Source organism: Microbacterium testaceum StLB037, assembly GCF_008763945.1.
Lineage (GTDB): Bacteria > Actinomycetota > Actinomycetes > Actinomycetales > Microbacteriaceae > Microbacterium > Microbacterium testaceum_G.
On the sequence record NZ_VTQH01000001.1, the window covers coordinates 983,187 to 1,005,386 of the forward strand.

Annotated in this window: 17 protein-coding genes; 10 read left to right on the forward strand and 7 right to left on the reverse strand. The window is 70.9% G+C overall.

What is annotated here, in order from left to right; genetic code table 11:
* Positions 1–24: 24 nt before the first annotated feature.
* The 7 genes from F9B98_RS04610 to F9B98_RS04640 form a co-directional block, all read right to left on the reverse strand.
* Complete coding sequence (locus F9B98_RS04610) at positions 25–1,572, reverse strand: DEAD/DEAH box helicase (RefSeq protein WP_150953472.1); 1,548 nt, start codon at positions 1,570–1,572, stop codon at positions 25–27.
* Between the two features lie 217 nt (positions 1,573–1,789).
* On the reverse strand, positions 1,790–2,365 hold the full coding sequence (locus tag F9B98_RS04615; RefSeq protein WP_150953475.1) for a DNA-3-methyladenine glycosylase I: 576 nt from the start codon (positions 2,363–2,365) through the stop codon (positions 1,790–1,792).
* A 97-nt stretch (positions 2,366–2,462) separates the two neighbouring features.
* A complete protein-coding gene (locus F9B98_RS04620) occupies positions 2,463–4,565 on the reverse strand; it encodes an acyl-CoA dehydrogenase (protein WP_150953481.1) in 2,103 nt (700 codons plus the stop codon).
* Positions 4,566–4,813: 248 nt separating this feature from the next.
* Positions 4,814–6,853: a DNA helicase RecQ gene (gene recQ / locus F9B98_RS04625; protein ID WP_150953484.1), complete on the reverse strand. Its 2,040-nt coding sequence runs from the start codon at positions 6,851–6,853 to the stop codon at positions 4,814–4,816.
* Between the two features lie 95 nt (positions 6,854–6,948).
* A complete protein-coding gene (gene eccCa, locus F9B98_RS04630) occupies positions 6,949–10,953 on the reverse strand; it encodes a type VII secretion protein EccCa (RefSeq protein WP_191966750.1) in 4,005 nt (1,334 codons plus the stop codon).
* Positions 10,950–11,957 carry an RDD family protein gene (locus F9B98_RS04635; protein WP_150953491.1) on the reverse strand — a complete coding sequence of 336 codons (1,008 nt, stop codon included), beginning with the start codon at positions 11,955–11,957 and terminating at the stop codon, positions 10,950–10,952. Before F9B98_RS04635 ends, eccCa begins: the two co-directional genes overlap by 4 nt.
* Positions 11,954–13,318, reverse strand: a complete 1,365-nt coding sequence (locus tag F9B98_RS04640) for a hypothetical protein (protein WP_150953495.1) — start codon at positions 13,316–13,318, stop codon at positions 11,954–11,956. The genes F9B98_RS04635 and F9B98_RS04640 overlap by 4 nt, the downstream gene beginning before the upstream one ends.
* A gap of 289 nt (positions 13,319–13,607) precedes the next feature.
* Between F9B98_RS04640 and F9B98_RS04645 the strand changes: the two genes are divergently transcribed.
* From F9B98_RS04645 to F9B98_RS04685, 10 genes are all read left to right on the forward strand, one after another.
* Positions 13,608–13,919 carry a WXG100 family type VII secretion target gene (locus F9B98_RS04645; protein WP_055831852.1) on the forward strand — a complete coding sequence of 104 codons (312 nt, stop codon included), beginning with the start codon at positions 13,608–13,610 and terminating at the stop codon, positions 13,917–13,919.
* A gap of 29 nt (positions 13,920–13,948) precedes the next feature.
* Positions 13,949–14,236 (forward strand): WXG100 family type VII secretion target, encoded by a 288-nt coding sequence (locus F9B98_RS04650; protein ID WP_225310219.1) that lies wholly within the window; start codon positions 13,949–13,951, stop codon positions 14,234–14,236.
* Positions 14,237–14,366: 130 nt separating this feature from the next.
* Positions 14,367–14,753: a hypothetical protein gene (locus F9B98_RS15860; RefSeq protein WP_191966668.1), complete on the forward strand. Its 387-nt coding sequence runs from the start codon at positions 14,367–14,369 to the stop codon at positions 14,751–14,753.
* 11 nt (positions 14,754–14,764) lie between these two features.
* The gene (locus F9B98_RS04655) at positions 14,765–16,066 is read left to right on the forward strand and encodes a S8 family peptidase (RefSeq protein ID WP_191966669.1); all 1,302 of its coding nucleotides are present in this window, start codon (positions 14,765–14,767) and stop codon (positions 16,064–16,066) included.
* Complete coding sequence (locus F9B98_RS04660; protein ID WP_150953502.1) at positions 16,063–17,469, forward strand: hypothetical protein; 1,407 nt, start codon at positions 16,063–16,065, stop codon at positions 17,467–17,469. Before F9B98_RS04655 ends, F9B98_RS04660 begins: the two co-directional genes overlap by 4 nt.
* Before the next feature lie 45 nt (positions 17,470–17,514).
* Positions 17,515–17,835, forward strand: coding sequence for a WXG100 family type VII secretion target (locus F9B98_RS04665; protein WP_150953507.1), 321 nt, complete (start codon positions 17,515–17,517; stop codon positions 17,833–17,835).
* The gene (locus F9B98_RS04670; protein WP_150953511.1) at positions 17,832–18,119 is read left to right on the forward strand and encodes a WXG100 family type VII secretion target; all 288 of its coding nucleotides are present in this window, start codon (positions 17,832–17,834) and stop codon (positions 18,117–18,119) included. Before F9B98_RS04665 ends, F9B98_RS04670 begins: the two co-directional genes overlap by 4 nt.
* Before the next feature lie 76 nt (positions 18,120–18,195).
* Positions 18,196–19,530, forward strand: a complete 1,335-nt coding sequence (gene eccD, locus F9B98_RS04675; RefSeq protein WP_150953515.1) for a type VII secretion integral membrane protein EccD — start codon at positions 18,196–18,198, stop codon at positions 19,528–19,530.
* 3 nt (positions 19,531–19,533) lie between these two features.
* The gene (gene eccB, locus F9B98_RS04680; protein ID WP_150953518.1) at positions 19,534–20,862 is read left to right on the forward strand and encodes a type VII secretion protein EccB; all 1,329 of its coding nucleotides are present in this window, start codon (positions 19,534–19,536) and stop codon (positions 20,860–20,862) included.
* Entirely contained in the window at positions 20,859–22,187 is a 1,329-nt protein-coding gene (locus F9B98_RS04685; protein WP_150953521.1) for a S8 family serine peptidase, read from the forward strand. Before eccB ends, F9B98_RS04685 begins: the two co-directional genes overlap by 4 nt.
* Positions 22,188–22,200 lie beyond the last annotated feature (13 nt).

Here is a 22,200-nt window from a genome sequence, read left to right on the forward strand (position 1 = left end):
TGCGGGGGCACCGATGCGATGGACTCAGCCCTGCGCGCGGCGGTTCGTGCGAGGGTTGCGCGCGCCGACGACCATGCCCGTCGTCGGAGTTCCGGATGCCGAGCGGCCCGCGCCCTGCGTACGCGAGGCGCCCGCACCGGCACGCTGTCCGCCGCCGGCGCCCTGGCCGCGGCCGGCACCCGAGCGCTGGCCCTGGCCGCGACCGCCCTGGGGCGCGTGACCCGCTACGGCGGGCGCATCGGCGGACTGGCCGCTGCCGCCGCGGCCGCGACGACGGCGGCCGCCACCGGCCGACGCGGCATCCCCACCCTGCGCGCGCTCGGCGCGCTTGCGCTGAGCGTTCGCGCCCTGCGAGCGTCCGCCACCCTGGGGCTGCGCGACGACCGGCTCGGGCTTGACGTAAGGGGCGACCTCGCCGACCAGGGCGACGACCTCGGGCGAGGTCGGGGTCACCGGCGTGGGCGTGGCCGAGATCTTGGCCTTGCGCAGGATGTCGAGGGTGTCGCGACGCTGCTCGGGCAGCATGATCGTGACGACATCGCCGGCGGTGCCGGCACGGGCGGTACGGCCCGAGCGGTGCAGGTACGCCTTGTGCTCGACGGGCGGGTCGACGTGCACGACCAGCTCGACGCCGTCGACGTGCACGCCGCGCGCGGCCACGTCGGTGGCGACGAGCACCTTGGCGCGGCCGTCGCCGAAGGCGGCGAGGTTGCGGTCGCGCTGCGGCTGCGAAAGGTTGCCGTGCAGGTCGACCGAGGGGATGCCGGCCGCGGTGAGCGCCTTCGCGAGCTTCTTGGCCTGGTGCTTGGTGCGCATGAACAGGATGCGGCGCGCGGTGCCCGAGGCGAGCGTCTGAACGAGCTCCTTCTTGGCGTCGGCGTCGGCGGGGGCGAAGACGTGGTGGGTCATCGCGGCGACGTGCGAGTGCGCCTCGTCGACCGAGTGCAGCACCTCGTTGCGGAGGAACCGCTTGACGAGCTTGTCCACGCCGTTGTCGAGGGTGGCCGAGAACAGCAGGCGCTGACCGCCGGCGGGCGTGCGAGACAGCAGACGCGTCACGCCGGGGAGGAAGCCGAGGTCGGCCATGTGGTCGGCCTCGTCGAGCACGGTGATCTCGACGTCGTCGAGGCTCGCGTGGCCCTGGCCGATGAGGTCTTCGAGGCGACCGGGGCACGCGACGAGGATGTCGACGCCGCCGTTGAACGCATCGACCTGACGCTTCTGATTGACGCCGCCGTAGACGGTGGTGGTGACCAGGCCGTAGGCGGCCGCGAGGGGCTTGATGACCTCGTCGATCTGGTTGGCCAGCTCGCGGGTCGGTGCGAGCACGAGCGCGCGGGGCTTGCGGCCGCGGCGACGGTCGTTCTTGCCGGCGAGGCGGGCGACGAGGGGCAGCGAGAAGGCGAGGGTCTTACCCGAGCCGGTCTTTCCGCGGCCGAGCACATCGCGACCGGCGAGCGTGTCGGGCAGGGTGTCGGCCTGGATGGGGAACGCGTCGTTCTTGCCCTGCGAGGCGAGAACGTCGACGAGGGGTGCGGGCACGCCGAGGTCGGCGAAAGTCTGGGACGTCATGAATACTCCAGCCGCGGCGCGGGCGCACACGGCGATTCGGGATGCCGCGATGCTGCGGCTGCAAGGGCGAAGGCGCCGGGTGGCGCATCCGTTCGCCGTGAAGGTCAAAGGCCCGAGAAGAAGGGGCCGGTGCGTTCGACGACGCGGGGAGCGAAAGCTCCTGGGTCGAGTCTACCGGTGCGAGGCTCCCCGGAGCGCCACGACCGCGTGGAGAGGGTCAGGACGCGGTCGCCCGCCAGCACCCGGCCACGTGATCGTCGACCATTCCGGAGGACTGCATGAGCGCGTACATCGTGGTGGGCCCGACGAAGCGGAAGCCGCGTCGACGCAGCTCTTTGCTCATCGCGGTCGACTCCGGCGTCACGGCCGGTACCTCGGCGAACGTTGCCGGCGGCTCGTGTGACGCGGGAGCGAACGACCACAGCAGGGCGTCGAGCTCGCCCTCGCCCATGCCCGCCACGATGCCGGCGTTGCCGATCACGGCCTCGATCTTTCCGCGGTGGCGGATGATGCCGGCATCCTGGAGCAATCGCTCGACGTCGTCGGGGCCGAACCGCGCCACGGCCGTCGGCTCGAAGCCGTGGAAGACCTCGCGGAAGCGCGGACGCTTGCGCAGGATCGTGATCCAGGCGAGACCGGCCTGAAAGCCCTCGAGGCTGAGCTTCTCGAACAGCGGGCGGTCGCCGCGCAGCGTCGTTCCCCACTCTTCATCGTGGTAACGCTGGTACTCCGCGTCGGCACCGGCCCACGCGCAGCGGAGGACGCCGTCCGAACCGGTGAATAGGTCGCTCATGTCTCCAGGCTAGAGCGGGGCTCCGACATCGGACGGACCGCGCCCGAGCGCGAAGCGGACGGCGGCGCCCCCCTCCTGCCGCCGCCCGCCTCGCGCGTCACTTCGCGGGCTTCTTCTCCGGAACCGGAGCGGTGCCCGCTGCCCTCTGGGCCGCGTAGTAGGCGGCCGCTTCGTTCTGACGGTCGTCCTCCACGCCCGACGCGATCGAGGCGCGGACGTGCTCGGGGCCGTAGCCGAACGCGTCGACGAGGTCCTGCGCGTGGGGACGGAGCCGCGCGCAGAGCCGGTCGATGTAGCTCGACACGGCCGCGCCGCGCTGCGTCGACAGGCGCCCGTTGATCAGGTACCAGGCGAGGTGCTTCTCGATCAGCTGCAGACCGAACAGGTCGCGCAGCCAGGTGAGCACCTTCAGCGTGTCGCGGTCGGTGACGCGATTGACGGCGTCGGTGAACGCCTCCCACTGAAGCAGCTCGCCGTGGGCGCGCGCCGCCTCGATCAGCTGCGCCTGGTTCTCGTTGAACAGTGCGGCCGCGTCTTCACGCGACAGCTTGGATGCCGGACGCAGGCGCCCCGCGATGTCGGCGATCATCTGCTGGACGCGGCCGGCGAGCAGCTCGTGCTGCTGATCGGCGCGCAGCCCCTTCTCCACCGACCGCGCGGTCGAGCCGAAGTCGCTCACGGCCTGGCCCAGCTGGCGCATGCCCGCACCGTGGAAGAGCTTGCCCGCCGTCTGACCGACGGCGAAGGCGGCGAGCTGCTTGGCATCCTTGCCCTTGAACTGCTTGGCGTAATCGGCGAGCAGACGCTTGCCGACGAGCTGGAGCAGGATGTTGTTGTCGCCCTCGAAGGTGACGTAGATGTCGAGGTCGGCGCGCAGGCCCACGAGACGGTTCTCGAAGAGGAAGCCCTGTCCGCCGCACGCCTCGCGCGATTCCTGCAGGGTGTCGAGGGCGTGCCACGTCGACAGCGGCTTGAGCGCGGCGGCGAGCGTTTCGAGGTCTTCGCGGTCGGCATCCGTGTCGAGGCGTCCGCTGAAGACGCCGTCGAACTTCTGCAGGAACTCGTCGTGCGCGAAGATCTCGGCGTAGGTCGTCGCCAGGCGCGGGAGCAGACGGCGCTGGTGCTTGCCGTAGTCGAGCAGGGTCACCTCGGGGGTGCCGGCGCCGGAGTCGAACTGGCGACGCTGGTTTCCGTAGGTGATCGCGATGATGAGGCCGATGGCCGACGCCCACGCGGCGGCGCCGTCGAGCGAGACCCGACCCTGCACGAGGGTGCCGAGCATCGTGAAGAAACGGCGGCCGGGGCTGGCGATCTCGCTCGAGTAGGTGCCGTCGGGGGCGACGTCGCCGTAGCGGTTGAGGAGGTTCGTGCGGGGCACGCGGACGTGGTCGAAGTGCAGACGGCCGTTGTCGATGCCGTTCAGACCACCTTTGAGACCGTCGTCCTCTCCGCCGATGCCGGGGAGGAAGTTGCCCTCGTCGTCACGCAGGGGCACGTAGAAGCAGTGCACGCCGTGGTTGACGTTGTCGGTGATGAGCTGGGCGAACACCGTCGCGGCCTTGCCGTGCACCGCCGCGTTGCCGAGGTAGTCCTTCCACGCTCCGCGGAAGGGCGTGTGGATGACGAACTCCTCGGTCTCGGGGTCGTAGGTCGCCGTCGTGCCGATCGCCGAGACATCCGAGCCGTGACCGGTCTCGGTCATCGCGAAGGCACCGGGGATCTCGAGGCTCATGATGCCGGGGAGCCACTTGTCGTGGTGCTCACGCGTGCCCAGCTGCAGCACGGCGGACCCGAACAGGCCCCACTGCACGCCCGACTTGATCTGCAGGCTGGGGTCGGCGGCGACGAGCTCCTCGAAGCCGGCGATGTTCGCACCGTTGTTCTCTTCGCCGCCCAGGTGCTTGGGGAAGGCGCGGTGAACGGCCTTGTTCTGCACGAGAAGGTGCAGCTGGCTGAGGGTGCGCTCGCGGTGCGCGTCCATGCCCAGGCTGTCGTCGCGCCACAGCGCGGGGTCTTTGATCATCTCGCGCGCCTGGCGGCGGGTATCGCCCCAGGTGCCGAGCAGCAGGTCGGTGACCCGCTCGACGTCGATGCGGGCTTCGGACGCCTCCGCCGCGGTGTGGGCGGCGGTCGGGGCGCCCCCGACGGGGGTACGCGTGCTCGTGGCGGGCGTGGTGGGACGGACGGCGGCGTCGGTCATTCTCGGCACCTTTCGACGTTGTAAAGGACTCTCTCCACGGTAGGTGTCCCACAACGTCAACCCAAACAGCCTGTGCGATCCACACAATGCTCGCTCGGCCCGTCTCGCCAGGTCGTTGTGGGTGGTCAACATTCCCGTGAGCGCGCTGAGCGCGGGCCGGGGCAGAGGCGCGGGTCGGTCGCGGGGTGGCGGGCCGGGGCGGTCGCGGGATGGCGGGCCGGGGTGGTCGCGCCGGGTCGCGCGGCGCGTCAGTTCGCGGCGACCACCGTCAGGATGCCGTCGCCGTAGGCCTCGCGCTTCTTGGCGCCGATGCCGGTGATGCCGTCGAGGTCGCCCACCGAGCTCGGGCGTGCGGCGGCGATCGCGCGCAGGGTGGCGTCTCCGAACACGATGTACGCGGGCACCCCCTGCTCGCGGGCCTTCTCGGCGCGCCAGGCGCGCAGCGCCTCGAAAAGGTCGCGGTCGCCCGCGGCCACGTCGTCGGCGCTGCTCTTGCGCGCGCGATTCGAGCCCCCGCCTCCGCCCGTGCGCCCGAGGGCGTCGCGACGCAGTGGCACCGGGGTCTCGCCGCGGAGGACCCCGGCGGATGCCTCGCTCAGCGCGAGCGTGCCGTACTCGCCCTGGGCGACGATGATCCCGCGAGCGAGGAGCTGACGGATGACGCTTCGCCAGTCCTGATCCGACAGGTCGGCGCCGAGGCCGTAGGTGCTGAGCCGGTCGTGACCCTGCTGCGCGATGCGCTCGGTCTTGGCCCCGCGCAGGATGTCGATCAGGTGCCCGGCCCCGAAGGCCTGGCCGCGCTCGCGCTGGAGCCGCACGATGGTCGACAGCAGTTTCTGGGCGGCGATGAGTCCATCCCAGGTGTCGGGCGGAGTGAGGCACGTGTCGCAGTTTCCGCACGGCTCGGAGCGCTGCCCGAAGTAGTCGAGGAGGTTCTGCCGGCGGCATCCGACCGTCTCGCACAGGGCGAGCATGGCGTCGAGATGCTGCCCGAGACGCATCTTGTACGAGCGGTCGCCCGGCGACTGGTCGATCATGCGGCGCTGTTGGACGACGTCGCCGAGCCCGTACGCCATCCACACGGTCGAGGGATCGCCGTCGCGGCCGGCACGACCCGTCTCTTGGTAGTAGCCCTCGACCGACTTCGGCAGGTCGATGTGCGCGACGAAACGCACGTCGGGTTTGTCGATGCCCATGCCGAAGGCGATCGTGGCGACCATGATGACGCCGTCGTCGCGCAGGAACCGAGACTGATTCGCCGCGCGCACCGACGCGTCGAGACCCGCGTGATACGGCAGGGCGTCGAGGCCCTGCGCGCTGAGGTAGGCCGCCGTCTGCTCGACGCTCTTGCGACTCAGGGCGTAGACGATGCCCGCCGACCCCTCGGGCTGCGAGCGGATGAACTGCACGAGCTGCCGCCGCGGGTCGACTTTGGCGTCGATGCGGTACTGGATGTTGGGGCGGTCGAAGCTCGCCACGAACCCGCGGGCATCGCGCAGGCGCAGACGCTCGACGATCTCTTGAGCGGTGGCCGGTGTGGCGGTCGCCGTGAGCGCCATGCGCGGGACGTCGGGGAAACGATCGGCGAGGTCGCCGAGGGCGAGGTAATCGGGGCGGAAGTCGTGCCCCCACTGCGACACGCAGTGCGCCTCGTCGATGGCGATCACGCTGAGGCGGCCGCGGGCGAGGAAGGAGAGTGTCTGCGCGCCGTTCAGACGCTCGGGCGCGACGTAGAGCAGGTCGAGCTCACCCGCGAGATACGCCTGCTCGACGGCCTGCCGTTCGGCCGGCGCCTGCGTGGAGTTGAGATAGCCCGCGCGCACGCCGTTGGCGATGAGGGCCTCGACCTGGTCGTGCATGAGCGCGATCAGGGGGCTGACGACCAGCCCCGTGCCGGGCCGCACGAGGGCGGGGACCTGATAGGTGACGCTCTTGCCGCCACCGGTGGGCATGAGCACGACGGCGTCTCCGCCGTTCACGACATGCTGCACGATCTCGGCTTGATCGCCCCGGAAGGCGTCGTACCCGTAGACCTCGTGCAGCACCTCGCGGGGATCGCGCCCCGTGAAGTCGCGCACGGCGGGTAGCTCTCGCGCTGTGCCGGTCACCGCGGCGGCGCGCGCGAACGACGATGACGGGTCGACGGGCGGCGGGGGCGCGTCGAAGTCCTCGGGCGGCGCGAACTGATCGGGGTCCCAGTCGGCGCCGGCGTACGGGTCTTCGGGAAGGTCGTACGGCTCGGGCGGCGCGTCGGCGTACGACTCGGATGCGGCGCCGGGATAAGTCACCCCTCAACGGTAACCCGGGCCACCGACACGCACACCGCCCCGGCATCCATCGGGGGAAACCGGGGCGGGAAGGGCTCCTGGGGAGGAACCGCGGCTCAGTGCGACGGCGGCGAGAACACCAGCTGCGCGGCGAGCAGGCCGTGCTCGCGGCTGACGATCTGCGCCCGGCCGGGGGCCGCCCGCTCGGGCTTCACACGGCCGATGAGCGCCCCTTCTTCCGGATTTCCGCCGAGCAGGATGCCGGTGACGCCCAGGTCGGTGAAGCGCTGGATGATCGGGTCGTACGCCGCGCGGCTCGCTCCACCCGAACGACGGGTCAGGATGACGTGCAGGCCGAGGTCGCCGGCCTGCGCGAGCAACGGCTGCAGCACCGCGATGGGGTTTCCCTGGCTGGTGGCGACGAGGTCGTAGTCGTCGATGAGGATGAACCCTTCGGCGCCCTTCCACCAGCTACGCTCGCGCAGCTGGGTCGGCGTGACGTCGGGCCCGGGGATGCGCGTCGAGAAGTACTGCGCCAGGTCGTTCATGCCGCCCGTGGCCAGGTCGTGCGAGGTGAGGTACGCACCCAGGTAGTCGTCGGGGATCTCGCCGAGCAGCGCGCGGCGGTAGTCGACGACGAAGATCTTCGCCTCGGCGGGCGTGTAGAGCCGCTGGATCTCTTTGGCCACGCCGCGCAGGAAGGACGACTTGCCCATCCCCGAGTCGCCGTAGACGAACAGGTGCGGTTCGACGCGGGGGTCGATGCCGAAGGGCGACAGCTGCGCTTCTTCGATACCGAGCAGCATCCGGCGATCGCCCGGCTCGGTGAGAACGCGCACCTCGTCGAGCGAGATGTTCTCGGGCAGCAGGCGGAGCTTCGGCCCCGGCTGTCCGTGCCACGCGTTCGCGACCTTGCCGATCATGTCGGCGACCCCGTCCGCGATGGTCGCGGGATCGTCCGACCCGTCGATGCGCGGCACCGACGTGAGCATCTGCAGCTTCGACACGGCGAGACCTCGACCGGGCTGACCCACGGGGACGTTGGCCGCCTGCTTGCGGTCGACGTCCGAGTCGGTCGGGTCGCCCAGGCGCAGCTCGAGGCGCGTCTGGATGAGGTCTTTCAGGTTGGCGCGGATCTCGAGCCACCGGTTCGCGGTGACCACCACGTGCACGCCGAAGCTGAGACCGCGCGCGGCGATCGTCTGCACGCGCGCTTCGAGCGGCTCGAACTCCGACCTCAGCGTCGACCAGCCGTCGACGATGAGGAACACGTCGCCGAAGCCGTCGTCGAGACGCCCCTCACGGCGGCGTGAGCGATACGTGTCGATCGAGTCGACGGCGTTGCGGCGGAAGTACTGCTCGCGCGCGTCCAGCACGGCCTCGACCTCGGCGATCGCGCGGCGCACGGCCTCGGGCTCGGTGCGCGTGGCGACCCCCGAGACGTGCGGATGCCGCTGCATCGCGGTGAAGCCGCCGCCGCCGAAGTCGAGCACGAAGAACTGGAACTCCTGCGGGGTCCCGGTGAGCGCCAGAGCCGAGACGAGGGTGCGCGCGAGGGTCGACTTGCCGCTCAGCGGCGAACCGACGATCGCCACGTGGCCGGCGGCACCCCCGAGCGAGACGGTGAGGTGGTCGCGGCGCTGCTCGAGCGGGATGTCGACGACACCGATCGGCACCGTGAGGCCGCCGACGTCGCGCCAGCGACGCGAGACGAGCCCCAGGGCCGGATCCTCGGCGAGGTCGGGCATGAGTTCGTCGAGCGGCGCGGGGTCGGCGAGCGGAGGGAGCCACACCTGATGCGCCTCGGGCCCGCGATCCTTCATGCGGTCGACGGCGATCTGGAAGGTCGAGCGCTTGTCGGTCGCCGGGGTCGCCATCGCCGAGGGATTGGCATCCGTCGACTCTTCGGCAGGGTCGTCGTCGGGCTGCGCCAGGGCGGTGAAGACCTCGACGCGCGCGGGGCCCGTCGCCCCCGAGTCGGGGTCGTTCGCGAGGAGCCGGGCATTGCCCTTCGGGCGCCCCGAGACGTACGCCGCGCGGAACTGCACGAGGTTCTCGGTGTCGCTCTTGAGGAAGCCCACACCGGGCTCCTGCGGAAGCGTGTACGCGTCCGGCGTGCCGATGATCGTGCGCGATTCGGCGGCCGAGAAGGTGCGCAGACCGATCCGGTATGACAGGTACGTGTCGAGACCGCGCAGCTTCCCCTCTTCGAGACGCTGGGATGCCAGGAGCAGGTGCACGTGCAGCGAACGACCGACGCGACCGATGTTCAGGAAGCTGTCGACGAACTCGGGCTTGGCGGTCAGCAGCTCGGAGAACTCGTCCACGACGACGAGGAGGGCGGGCAGCGGCGCGAGATCCGACCGGCCGCCGAGGCGAGCGGTCTCGTACTCGCCGACGTTGGCGAAGTTGCCCGCGGCGCGCAGCAGTTCCTGGCGCCGCACGACCTCGCCCTGCAGGGCGTCCTGGAAGCGGTCGACGAGCGCGAGCTCGCTGCCGAGGTTGGTGATGACCGCCGACACATGCGGCATCTCGGCCATCCCGGCGAACGTCGCGCCACCCTTGAAGTCGACGAGCACGAAGTTGAGCTGCTCGGGAGAGTGCGTCATCGCGAGCGCGAGCACCAGCGTGCGCAACACCTCGGACTTGCCCGACCCGGTCGCACCGACCATGACACCGTGCGGGCCCATGCCCTGCGACGCGGACTCCTTCAGGTCGAGGATGAGCGGGGTGCCCGAGGGCTCCTGACCGATCGGGACGCGCAGGCGGTCGCGCTCGAGGCGGCGCGTCCACGCCTGATCGAAGTTCACCGTCCGCACGTCGGGCAGCCCCAGGAGCTCGGTGAGCTCCAGCTGCCCCTGCGTGGTCGGCGCGTCGACGACCACCATGGGCGCCGGCCGCAGCGGCATGAGCCGACGGGCCGTGGCCTCGGCTTCGGCGACGGTCATGGCATCCGGGAGGAAGGTCTGTGCGCGACCGGCTCCGTCGATGAATTCGGCAGGGGCGACGACCGGCTTCGACTCGGCGCGACGGCCCCGCGCGACGACGGGCGCCTCGGCGAGCGCGACGCGCGCCACGTGGGGGTCGTCGAGTTCGTCCCAGCGCGTGGGCAGATCGATCACGGTGACGCCCTGCGCCCCCTCGAGCCCGACGAGCGGGCTGTTGGTCGGGGTCTCGACGCCGTCGACGATCAGCACGACGTGCGGGGTCACGCCGCCGCCGGGGGTGAACCGCGGTCGGGTGGACAGCTGCGGGGGCAGCATGTCGACGAGTTCGTCGAGGGATGCCGAGATCATGCGCGCGGGTCCGAGTCGGTCCTGCACGCGCGACGACATGGCATGCGGAAGCCACTTCGCCCAGTCCCAGGACGGCATCTGCGCGGGACCGGCGAGGATCGCGATGATGACGTCCTCGGGGTCGTGCAGCGTCGCCGCCGAGGCCACGAGCGAGCGCGCGAGGCTGCGGACGGCCTCTTCGTCGGAGCCGACGAGCTCGATGCGCGCGTAGTCGCCGAGGGGGAAGCCCAGCGGCAGGTCGCGCTGCATCTCGTGGGTCAGCATGAACCGGTGCGCGGCCGAGGCGGCGACCGGGTCGAGTTGCGCGAGGGGCGGGAGCTCCGGCGCCTCGAGGGTCAGACTCAGCGGCTGGTCCGTCACGCCGATGCGGGCGAGCAGGAACGTCTCATCGCCGGGCTGGCGCTCCCAGACGCGCGATCGCTCCTCGGCGATGAAGGGGAGGGCGGCGGGGGCCGGCATGATCCACCCGCCGTGGCGACGCTGCTTGCGCGCGGCCACGCGCACGGTGTCGCGGAGGTCGGAGAGGTAGGCGAGGTACTCGCGTCGGTTGCCGAGCACCTGCGCGTTGCGCTGAGCGCGCTGGCGCCATCCGTTGACCGCGACGAAGCCGAGCGACGACAGCAGGAACATCCCGCCGATGAGGAAGCCCGTGGGCCCGCTGTTCGAGATGGTCACCATCACGATCGCCCCCACGCTGCCGAGCATCGGCAGGAGAGAGGTCAGGATGCCGCTGCCGCCCTCGTTCGGCACGAGCTCGGGCGGCGGCTGGAGCACGATCCGCCCGTTGGGAAGCGACGGCGGGGCGATGCGCGGACCCGTGCTCACACCGGACCTCCGATCAGACGACTCAGGGTGAAGACGCGTTCGCTGAGGCGCACACGCGTGCCGTCCTCGAGCAGGGTGCGGGAACCGGGGCGCAGGACGTGGACGGTGCCGTCGTCGTCGATCAGCTCGGATCCGTTCGTCGACCCCGTGTCGGTGACCCATGCCGTCTCGCCGTCGTGCTCGAGGCGCAGGTGCGTCTTCGAGATCAGGCGGTCGGGATCGTCGACCGGGATCAGGATGTCGTCCGGGTGGTCGGCGACGGGGGCCCGGCCGAAGTTGACGGCGGCCGGCAGGTCGAACTGCTCGCGCTGACCGGTGTCGAAGACCACGAGCAGTTGCGCGCGGCCGACGCCCGGGGTGCGGGCGGGGGCCGCCGGCGAGGGCGCGACCGCTTCGGGCGCGATCGCCGCGGGGCGCTCCCCCGCGACGACGGGCGCATCGATCGCGACGATGGGGGCGTCCCAGGCGGGCGCGAGGGGCAGGGCCGCCGCCGACGAATCCATGCGCAACGGTTCGCGGACGGCAGCGGTGCGCTGGACGGTGGGTTCCGACAGGGCGCGGGGTTCAGTGGCATCCGGAGTCTGCTTTCCGCGGGGCACGGACAGCAGGACGGTCCCCGCAGCACGATCGGCCCAGGAGCGCCGCCGGCCCGAGGCGTCGAACGCCGCCGAGGCGACGACGACCCAGGCACCCGCGAGGAGGACGAAGCCACCCAGCACCACGAGGAGTCCGCGAACGAACGCCCGGCCCGCGCCCGGGACCACGGGCTCCTCGACGCGCGAGGTGCGCAACCCGAAGAGCAGCGACCCGGGGGTGGCTCCGCGTCGCGCCTGCAGGATCCACAGGCCGAGCAGGGCTTCCGCGGCGACCGCGACCCCCAGCACGGGAGACGCGAGAAGGGATGCCACGCCGGAGGCGATCACCACGAGGGCCGCGTCGACACTGAAGGCTCCGACGCGCACCCCCACCGTCGCGGGCACGCCGAACGGCGTCAGCTGCGTCATGTCGCCATCATCGCACGCGCGATCTCCACTGCTCCGGCGGCGAGCATGCCCGCCGGAAGAGACAGCGCCGTAGCCAGCGCCTCGAAGATGTCGCCGGTGCGCGACCAGCCGAGCGATCGCAGGCCGCGACCGACCGGCACCACGAGCAGGGCCGAGCCCAGGGCGATGACGAGCAGGATCCCGGCGGACACGACGAGCATCTCGGGCGAGACCCGCGGCAGGAGCGCCACGAGCACGGCGACGATGACGGCCACGGCTCCCGCTCGCTCGACCCACCGCAGGAAGGGCACCGTGCTGCGGCGCGAGCCCAGCAGAAGAGCCAGAACCACCGTGGTGGCGAGGGCGATGCGGCCTCCGAGGACGACCGGGTTGTCGGTGTCGAAACTCGGCAGCGCGGTGAGGGCGCTGGCGGCCCCGGCGGAGATCAACAGCACGACCCCGATCGTGAGGCGCGCGGTGGAGCGCTCGACCAGCGCGTCGGCGTCGTCGGCTTCGATGGTGCGGACCTCGTCGGGGAGGTGCTGCCGCACTGTCCAGCGCGTGCTTTGGAAACGGCCGTAGTCGATGAAGGTTCCGGGGGCGACGTCGACGAGGCTGGACTGCAGCACGCGCTGAGCGACCGGCACGAGGCCGAGGGTCACGGCCGCCGGGGCCGAGGGGTCGAGGTGCATCAGCAGCGACAGTCCCCACACCGCGGCGAGCACGAGGAGGACGATGGTCGCCGTTCGGCTCTGCGCGCGGAGGGTCTCGGTCGCCCCCACCACGCCGATGACGCCCGCGACGATCGCGCCGGCGAGGAGTCCGGTGAAGACGGCCACCAGCGAGCCCGAGGCGGGAAGGGGCGGAACGACGGCGACCCCGCCGCCGAAGGCCAGGGCGATCACGCCCACCACGGGGGCGAGGATCGCGGTGCGTGATCGGGCGCGCGTGGCGAAGACGGAACCGGCGATAGCCGCCCCGAGCAGAGCCAGCACCGCGACGGGGCCGAGAGCGGCCGAGGGCAGGGCGTCTCCGTCGGCCAGACGGAGGAGGGCCAGGATGCCACCCCCCGCCGCGAGCACCCACGAGACGGCCGATACGCGCACCGCGTTCGGGGCGGCGGCGGCACGGGCCACCGCGTCGGGGAGCGAGGCGCCCGGGTCGACGAGCACGAGCACGACACCGTCGTCGAGAGAGGACATCGACGTCGTCCGATCGATCTCACGGCCGGCGATGCCCACCACCCGCGTACCGCGGACGGCGTCGGAGCCGGCGGCGCGCAGCACGTCGTCGACGCGAGCGCGGAGAGGAACGACCAGGTCGAGTCGGGAATCGCCGTCGATCAGCGCGACGCGTCGCCCCTGCATCACATCCGCGCTCAACGGTCCCCCTCGTGCTCGCGCCTACCGGCGCGCCGGCCGCAACCGCACCAGCGTAGCCGCCTTCCACGGCCGGGCGGAGTCCTTTACGCGCGTCACCGGGGATAAAGATGAGAGTTTTGTCATCTTTCAAATCGGGCTATTGGCTTGAACCGGGGGAAGGCATTACGTATGTTCGATCTCCGGTGGGGGCTCCGGTTTCTCGCCGACGCCGTGTGCGGGTCCGTGATTCCCGTGCGCTTATTCGATCCGCAACGCCCGGGCGCGCCCGGAGGAACATCGAGGAGACACAGTGGCAGATCTCATCGCAGCCCAGGAGGGTGCGCTTCGTCGAGGGGCCGAAGCGGTCAACACCGCGAAGTCGGGCATCGACGAGCAGGTGCGCAAGGTTCGCACCGAGCTCGACCAGGTGGCCGGTTTCTGGACCGGTGCCGCAGCCGGCTCGTACACGCAGCTCATGCAGCGTTGGAACGAAGAGACCACCAAGCTCAACAACGTGCTCGTCACGCTCGAGGACGCCCTCCGCGGCACCGAGCGCGACCAGGCCGCGTCCGAAGAGTCGCACCAGCAGACCATCGGCAACCTGGGCTCCCTGCTCGGCTGACCCCGCTCGACACGAAAGAAGGAACTCTCATGCAGTCCATGTCCGTTCGTCCCGAGCAGGTCATCGCGCTCTCGGGTCAGATCCGCAACGGTGCCTCCGGCATCCGCACCCGCCTCGACGAGCTCGAGTCGCAGGTCAACGCCCTCCGCTCCTCGTGGGATGGTGAGGCGCAGACCGCTTACGACCAGGCTCAGGCCCAGTGGACCCAGTCCATCACCCGCCTGAACGAGCTCCTGCAGCAGATCGCCGGCAAGACCGACGAGATCGCTCAGGGCTACACCTCGACCGACAAGTCCGCCGCCGGCCGCTTCGTCTGAGTCGCCTCGAGCCGGCGGTCGCTGAGGCGGCCGCCGGCTCTTGCGGCCCGTTCGGGCCGCCCCACATCTCTTTCGGCGGCGTCAGCCGTCTGACCGCACCCTCTCGATCGCGAAGAAACGAGTGATCCTCATGGCCAACGTGATCCGTCTCGACGGCGACCTTGCCAACTACAACGCGCAGTTGGTCAACTCGGTCTCCGACGACCTCCCCTCGCCGGCTGCGGTTAGCCAGGTGGACGGGCCGTCGCAGGGAGCGGCGGCTGCGGAGTTCATCGGACACCTTCGGACACGAGCTCAAGAGCTCGCCGCCGAGGTCGCAGCGGTGCAGGAATACGTCCGGAAGAACGCTCAGGCCCTCACCACCGCGGTCGCGACTTTGCGCGAACGGGACGAGCTGAGCGCGACGGAGGCGGCGCAGACCACATCCTTGATCGAGACCGCCTCCGCGCCGGTCGCCGGCGCCTCGGCAACCGGCGGCGCGGCGGGAGTTCGCGGCGCACTGGGTGTGCCCCAGTGATCAGGTCGGTCGTGGTGCGTGTCCTGGCAGTTCCGACGCTGATCCTTTGCCTCGTCGGCGGTTCCGCGGTTGCGGCCACCGCCGCCTCCACCGCTTCTGCGACAGGACAGCAGAATCTCGACTACTGGTGGGGACAGTACGGCGTCGACCAAGCGCACGCGGCGGGGCTCACCGGCAGCGGCGTCAAGGTCGCTGTCCTGGAGGACCAGGTCAATCCCGACCTTCCCGTCTTTCAGGGCACTAAGTTTCGCGTGTCCACAACTCCCGTATGCGTGAACAATCCGACGGTGGTGACGTCCGATGCCAACGAGGCTGCGGTGCACGGCTCGACCATGGCTGCTTACGTCATCGGAAACGGCACGGGGGCGGGTGCCGTGCGGGGAATCGCACCCGATGCCGACCTCACGTTCTACGGTTACGGTGCAGACGACGGTCCCGAGTGCGAAACCGCTGATGGGAACAAGCTGACGAACTTCGGCGCCGGAGTCAAGATGGCCGTCGACGACGGCGCGAAGATCATCTACACGGCCGTCGGTGGCTCGGCGAGACAAGACGACGCTCCCGCGATCGCCTACGCCCTTGCACGCGGAGCAATCGTCATCTCCGCCTCCATCAATCCGCTTCTGCTTGGTGCGCGAGAGGGTGACCAGGGCGCGTTCAACGGCGTGGTATCCACAGCCGCCATCGACCGCGACGGCAACCTGCAACAACTCGATGGCGCCCCGTTCGTCGTTCCGCAAACCACCGTGGTGGCGGCGGGTTTCGGCCTGCCGACTGTCGGGAAGACGGGGGATTGGCAGACGGGAAGTACCGGAACGGGGTCGTCATTCGCGGCACCGATCGTCGCGGGGATGCTGGCGCTTGCAGCGCAGAAGACCCCGGAAGCCTCCGGGAGCCAGCTTCTTCAGGCCCTGATTTCCACGACGAATGCCGGGCAGCACACCCCATCACGGACGGATGATGGTTATGGCTATGGGGCCGCGTGGTTGTCGACTCTCCTGTCCGTGGATCCGCTCACTCTCCCGGACTCGAACCCCCTCATGGACAAGGCGTTCGGGTTCGGAGCGCCCACCGCGGAGCAGATCGCCACGGCGCAAGCCAACGGTTACAGCCCCGAAAAGCGCGCGAGCTCCGCAGATCAGCTTCGCGAGCAGAACGATGCCGCCGCGTCCGGAACGCCCCAGCTCGACGTGTCGTCGATCGTCCTGTGGGTGATCCTCGGCCTGGCGGTGCTTGTCGTCGCCGCGATCGTCGTCACTGTTCTCATCATCACCAGTCAGCGTCGGAAGGCGCGGAAGGAGCAGGCAGCATGACCGGCCCCTGGGAAGAAAGTCTCCGCGAGTTGGCCGAGCCCCCCGTTCGATGGGGACTCACCTCGCATGCCGAACTGAACGAAGCGCTTTTGACCCTGAAGAAGGTCGTCGAACGGGTGGGCTACGAAACCGGGATCGCCGGCCTTTCAGGCGACGCCGCCAGCGAAGCGTTTACCCACACGGCTGGAGAGATTCAGAAGCAGATCGATTACATCACCGGCCCGCTGACCGAGCGCGTCGAGGACGCGAACCGCGTCCGGGATGACGCCCGAGCCGCGCTAGCGGCGCTGCCAGCGGGAAGTATGAACGGTCAGCAAGAAATGGTCGTTCGTGGGGCCGCCATGGGGACGACGTTCATGCTGGGTCCCATCTCATTCTTGGCAGGGGAAGGCGCCGTCGGACTCGCCAACTCCTACCTTGCACAACGCAGAGAAGACGCCGCGAAGGCGGCCATGACGACAGCCGCAGACAATCTGGACCAAGTCGAGGTCGCGAGTCCTCCCAAATTCGCGCCTCGCTCCTTCACTGACACCGGTGGAGGTGAAGACGGCGGCGGCCAGGGCGGCAGCACCGGGGGCGGGGGCGGCGGTGGTCGCTCCGGTGGCCGCAGTATCGAGCAATACCCTCAATGGAATCCGAACCCCACCGTGACGAACCCCGGTGGCAACGACAGCGGAGAGCCACAGCCCGAGTACCACACTCTGCCGTTGCCGACCGAGATCGGGCCGCGACCGCATGGCCCGATCCACGGCGACCTCCCCATCGTCGACCTCGACAACATCAAGCCCGAGCCCACTCCGGACGGCTCGATCATCGGCACTCCGACCCTGCCCGGGGCCATCCCCTCGGCGCCCGGAGGAGGCCTTCTCGGGGGTTCCGGCGGCGCGGGAGCGGGCATCGGCTCGGGTCTCGGCGCGGGTCTGATCGCCGGCGGCGGCGGTGCGGCCGCACTCGGCAGCATTGCGCGTGGCGCGGGCGCTCCGGGCGGCAGCCTGTTCAGCGGCGCCGGCGGAACGGCGACTTCCGGTGCCGCAGGTCGCTCGGGTGGCCTGCTCGGCAAGACCGCCGCTGCCGGATCTGGTCTCGGCACTCGTGGCGTCGGCGGAATGGGCGGTGCTGCCGGAGGCGGCGCGCCCGCACAATCGACGGCGAAGGGTGCCGGGATGCGAGCCGGTGGCGTCGGTGGCGGAGGCTCGGCTGGCGGCGCAGCCGCTGGCGGCGGAGCTCGCGGTGCCGGTGCCGGCAGCCGTGGCGTCGGCGGAATGGGCGGGCCCGGCTCTCGCTCCGACCGTCGCGACGAGGCATCCCGCGGGCTCGGCGGTCCCATCGCTCCTCGCATGGAGGACGATGAAGAGATCGGCCCCCGCTCCGAGAACGCCCAAGCCGGCGGACGCGACGAGTGACCTCGTCCCCCGACGAACTGAACAGGTCCCCTAGGAGAGAACGACATGTCTGACCGCATTTCCGCGGAAGAGGGAGCCCTCGCCCGGGGCTCCGAGGTGGTGAACGGCGCTCACGCCGACATCGCCGACAGCACCAGACGGGTGCTCGCGGAACTCGATGAGTTGCGCGGCAACTGGTCGGGCGACGCAGCACGCTCCTACGGCATCCTTGTCGAGGAATGGACGGCGGGGGCGCGGAAGCTGAACGACGTGCTCATCACTCTCAGCGCCGCGCTCCAGGCCACGGCCCGCGACCAAGAATCCGTCGAAGAAGAACATCGCACGACCATCCACGGTCTCGGAACGATGCTGGGAGGCCCGTCATGAGCGACTTCCGCGTCACACCTGAGTCGCTGCACGCTGCGGCTGCTCGACTCCGCTCCGAGAGTGCGCGCATCGACGCCACCCTCGGCGGTCTCGACAGCGAGGTCGCTCGACTGCGGGGACAGTGGGAGGGTGCCGCACAGGCGGCGTACAACAACGCGCAGCAGCAGTGGAGCGCCACGCTCGAGCAGATGCGCGGCGTGCTCCAGCGCATCTCGAACGCGACCGACTCGATCGCCGACGACTACGTCAGCGCCGATCGCGCGTCGGCGGCGCGTTTCCACTGAATTGCGACCCCTGCCCCACCGATAGGATTTCGGGGTCTGACCGCAGGGGCTTCGGTCCAGAAAGAGGGGGCCGCGGATGGCTGACGTCATGAATGCGACACGGGCGCTGTTGCGGTTGTCCGTGCAGAGCGAAGGGCGCCGACTCGACATCGCGATCCCCGCGCAGGTGCCCGTGATCGAGTTCCTGCCGGGCTTCGCCCGGTCGCTCGGTGTACTCGACCCGTCGATGACCTCGGCGGGCTACGCGCTTCAGCGGTCCGACGGCACCAGCGTCGACCCCTCGCGCGGGGCCGCCGCTCAGGGCATCGTCGACGGCGAAGTCCTCACCCTCGTCCGCGGCGGGCTCGTGGCACAGCCGCGGGTCTACGACGACATCGTCGAGGCCGTCATCGACGCCACCACCCAGCAGAACCGCCCGTGGACCACGCGCGATAATGCGCGCACCGCCCTGGCCGTCAGTCTCGCGCTCCTCGGCGTCTGCGCCGTCCTCCTGCTCGCTGCCGGCCGCACCCTGCCGTTCGGCGCTCTCGTCGCCGGCGGCGGCACCGTCGTGCTGCTCGTCGTCTCGGCCGTCGTGTCGCGGCTCGGTCAGCGCGAGGCGGGCCAGGGACTCGGCATGGCGGCATCCGTCTTCGCTGCCGTCGCCGGCTTCCTCGCGATCCCCGCCTCTCTCGACATGTGGGGTGCGCCCCTGGCGGCAGCCGGCGGGGGAGCCTTCGTCACCGCCGGCATCTCGCTCGCCCTCACTCGCGACCGTGCCGAGCTGCAGCTCGCGCCCCTGGTGGCCGGAGGCGTCGTCGGCGTCGCGGGCACCCTCGCCGCTTTCTTCCCCGCAGCCGCCGTGTGGACCCTGATGGTCGGCGTCGTCGCAACACTCGGGGGCGCGCTGCCCTGGCTCGCTCTCGGAACGACGCGGCTGCGCGTCGTCTCTCCGCAGAGCGATGCCGAGATGTTCGCCGACCCCCAGCCGATCGACGCCGACGACATCGCGGCCCGTGTCGCTCAGGGCAGGCGCATCCTCATCGGCCTTCGCCTCGCTCTCGCCGTCGCGGTTCTCGTCGCCACTCCTCTCGTCGCGGCGCAGAACGCCACGGGTGCCCTGGTCTGCGCTCTCGCATTCGCCGGGATGATGTTCCCCTCGCGCCAGACCTTCGCCCGTTCCGGAGTGCTGACCGTGATGGCGACCGGCATCGTGGGCCTCGTCGTGGCCGGCGTCGTCGCGTCGCTCGCTCAGCCCGGCCTGCGCGTCGGCATCCTGATCGTGCTCGCTGTCGCCACCGTCAGCGTCGTCACCGTCACGCTGCTCGCGCCCAAAACCCGCCTCCGGCTCATCCGCCTCGCCGACACCGCCGAACTGCTCGTGCTGGCCGCTCTCCTGCCCCTCGCCGTCATCTCGTCCGGTCTGGCCTGACGCATGGCGACAAAGGGCGATCTGATCGAGGCGCAGAACTTCTCGCGCCGCCGCCTCCTCACCGCCTTCGTCAGCGGTGCCCCCGGGGGGAAAGAACTGCAGCCGAGCTCGCCGCTGCGCGCCGTGATCGCCGCGATCGCCCTCACCGTGATCGTCATCCTCGTCGGGGTGTTCTACGGCCTCATCCGGCCGGGCCTGCCGACCGGATGGGAGAACGGCAAGCTCGTGCTCGTCTCCGACACGGGGGCCCGCTTCGTCACCGTCGAGGGGGTGCTTCACCCCGTGATCAACACGGCGAGCGCACGCCTGCTGTTGCCGGCGAACGAGTACGGCGTGATCTCCACCGATTCGACGACGCTCGACGGAACCCCCGTCGGCGACACCCTCGGCATCACCGGCGCGCCCGATGAACTGCCCCCCTCGTCGGGGCTGGTCAATACGGGCTGGAGCGCCTGCGTGTCGGACGACGCCGGTCTCGACGTCCGCATCTCCCCCTCGACCGGCCCGACCCCCGCCACCGACCGCGCGGTCGTCGTGTCGGTCGACGGCATCCTGCACGTGGTGCAGGGCGGCCGCAGTTTCGCCGTCTCGAGCGAGGTCGCCGACGCCGTGCTGCGCGCGGCGGGCATCTCGTCACTGTCTCCCGTGACCGTCCCGGCATCCTGGCTCGATCTGTTCACCGCCGGAACGGCGCTCACCCCCATCACCCTGCAGAACTACGGCCAGCCCGTCGCCAACACCTCGCTGCGCGTCGGTCAGGTGGTGCGCCAGGCCGGAGCCCCTGAAGACGAGCGGTTCCTCGTGCAGACCGGGGGCGTCCTCGAGTCGCTGTCCCCCCTGGCCTGGCAGCTGTACCAGCTGGGCAGCGGTGGCGCGCTGAAGGGTCAGGTCACCGAGGTGACCGCGGACGAGATCCGCAGCCTCCCCACGGCCACGCAGGGCCTCGGCGACGAGTGGCCCCGCGTCGGTTTCGAGACGGTTCCCGCCGGCCAGCGCCCCTGCGCCGTCCTCGTCGGCGGCGACGGGCAGGCGACGACGACCCTGGCGACGCAGCCGACCTCGGCGGCCGTGACCGCCGGAGTGCGCGTCGACCCGAGCCACGGCGCCCTCGTGCGCGCCGGCGGTCGCGGCGATCAGAACACGAGCATCCTCACGCTGGTGGATGCCACGGGCACGGCGTTCCCTCTCCCGGGTGCGACCGACGACACCGTCGCGCGCCTCGGGTACTCGACCGGCGATGTGGGCTCGATCCCCGACGGGTGGACGGCGCTGCTTCGAACCGGCCCGTCCCTCAGTGAGAGCGCCGCGCAGCAGACGCCGGAGACGAAGTGACCCCGCGCTCGCGCGTGGCTCGCCTGATCGTCCTCGCGACCACGGCGGCGACGCTGTTGATCGGCGTCACCTCCCCCGCCTCCGCGGCCGGGCCCGCGGCCGGTGTGCGGACGGCGACCTCCGGCAACCAATGCGCGGCCGACACGCGCATCCCCGAGACGCCCGCGGCCCTCACCTCGCTGCAGAGCACAGCGGCGTGGGCGCTCACGCGCGGGTCGGGGATCACCGTCGCGGTCGTCGACTCCGGCGTGGCCCAGAACCCCCATCTCGACGGCGTCGTCGTTCCCGGCGTCAACCTCGTCCCGGACGGTTCGGACGCCACCGGTCGTACCGACGACTATGCGCACGGGACGGTGATCGCGGGGCAGATCGCGGCGCAGCTCATCGCCGGATCCGGGGTGCAGGGGCTGGCCCCCGAAGCGAAGATCCTGCCCGTGCGCGTGTACGCCGGGGTCGAGAAGCAGCTCGTCGAGGCGGGCTTCGGTCCGAACACCGCGCGGATGGCCGAGGGAATCCGCTACGCCGCCGACCAGGGCGCCCAGATCATCAACGTCTCGATCAGCACCACGGAGAAGAATTCTGCTCTCGCGGATGCCGTGGCCTATGCGCAGCAGCGCGGCAGCCTCGTCGTGGCGAGCGCGGGCAACCGGATGAACGACGATTCCCCCGAGCAGGACGATAAGGACGGAACACGCTACCCCGCGGGCTTCTCGGGCGTCGTCGGCGTCGCCGCGGTCGGATCCGGAGGCGTGGTCACCAAGGCCAGCATCCACGGGCCGCACGTGAGCCTCTCGGCCCCCGGGCAGTCGATCGCCTCGGCCTGGCCTCTGGGCGGCGACTGCGTCGTCGGGGCGGACGAACCGGCGACGAGCTGGGCCGCGGCCTACGTCTCGGCCGCGGCTGCACTCGTGGCATCCGCTCATCCGTCCGAGACGCCCGCGCAGTGGGCGTATCGGCTCGAGGCGACGGCCGTGCGCGCCCAGCCCGACGTCCGCTCGAACATCTCGGGCTGGGGCGTCGTTCAGCCCTACGACGCCATCGTGATGGTGCCGGGTACGGGTCTGCGCGGGCCGAAGAGCCCCTTCGTCGCCGCGAGTCCCTCCGCCTCGCCGAGCGCCACGCCCGAGGCGGTGTCGGTCGTGATCGGACCGGGGCCGGATGCCGCTGCCATCGCGACGGCGACGGGCATCGGCGTGGTCGGCCTGATCGCTCTCGGCGCGATCGGTGCTCTCGCGATCTACGTCAGTCGCCGACGCGAAGAGACCGCGCCGCCGCGCGCGGCACCGACGGGCCGCGGCCTGTACGGCCCCGAGGATCCGGAGTAGCCCGAGGGGACCC

Bases quoted from the DNA above. Each gene is read 5' to 3' on its own strand.
- F9B98_RS04620 (WP_150953481.1), bottom strand. From the start codon at position 4,565: ATGACCGACGCCGCCGTCCGTCCCACCACGCCCGCCACGAGCACGCGT.
- F9B98_RS04670 (WP_150953511.1), top strand. From the start codon at position 17,832: ATGAGCGACTTCCGCGTCACACCTGAGTCGCTGCACGCTGCGGCTGCT.
- F9B98_RS04610 (WP_150953472.1), bottom strand. From the start codon at position 1,572: ATGACGTCCCAGACTTTCGCCGACCTCGGCGTGCCCGCACCCCTCGTC.
- F9B98_RS04650 (WP_225310219.1), top strand. From the start codon at position 13,949: ATGCAGTCCATGTCCGTTCGTCCCGAGCAGGTCATCGCGCTCTCGGGT.
- eccB (WP_150953518.1), top strand. From the start codon at position 19,534: ATGGCGACAAAGGGCGATCTGATCGAGGCGCAGAACTTCTCGCGCCGC.
- F9B98_RS04665 (WP_150953507.1), top strand. From the start codon at position 17,515: ATGTCTGACCGCATTTCCGCGGAAGAGGGAGCCCTCGCCCGGGGCTCC.
- F9B98_RS04635 (WP_150953491.1), bottom strand. From the start codon at position 11,957: ATGACGCAGCTGACGCCGTTCGGCGTGCCCGCGACGGTGGGGGTGCGC.
- eccD (WP_150953515.1), top strand. From the start codon at position 18,196: ATGGCTGACGTCATGAATGCGACACGGGCGCTGTTGCGGTTGTCCGTG.
- F9B98_RS15860 (WP_191966668.1), top strand. From the start codon at position 14,367: ATGGCCAACGTGATCCGTCTCGACGGCGACCTTGCCAACTACAACGCG.
- F9B98_RS04615 (WP_150953475.1), bottom strand. From the start codon at position 2,365: ATGAGCGACCTATTCACCGGTTCGGACGGCGTCCTCCGCTGCGCGTGG.
- F9B98_RS04660 (WP_150953502.1), top strand. From the start codon at position 16,063: ATGACCGGCCCCTGGGAAGAAAGTCTCCGCGAGTTGGCCGAGCCCCCC.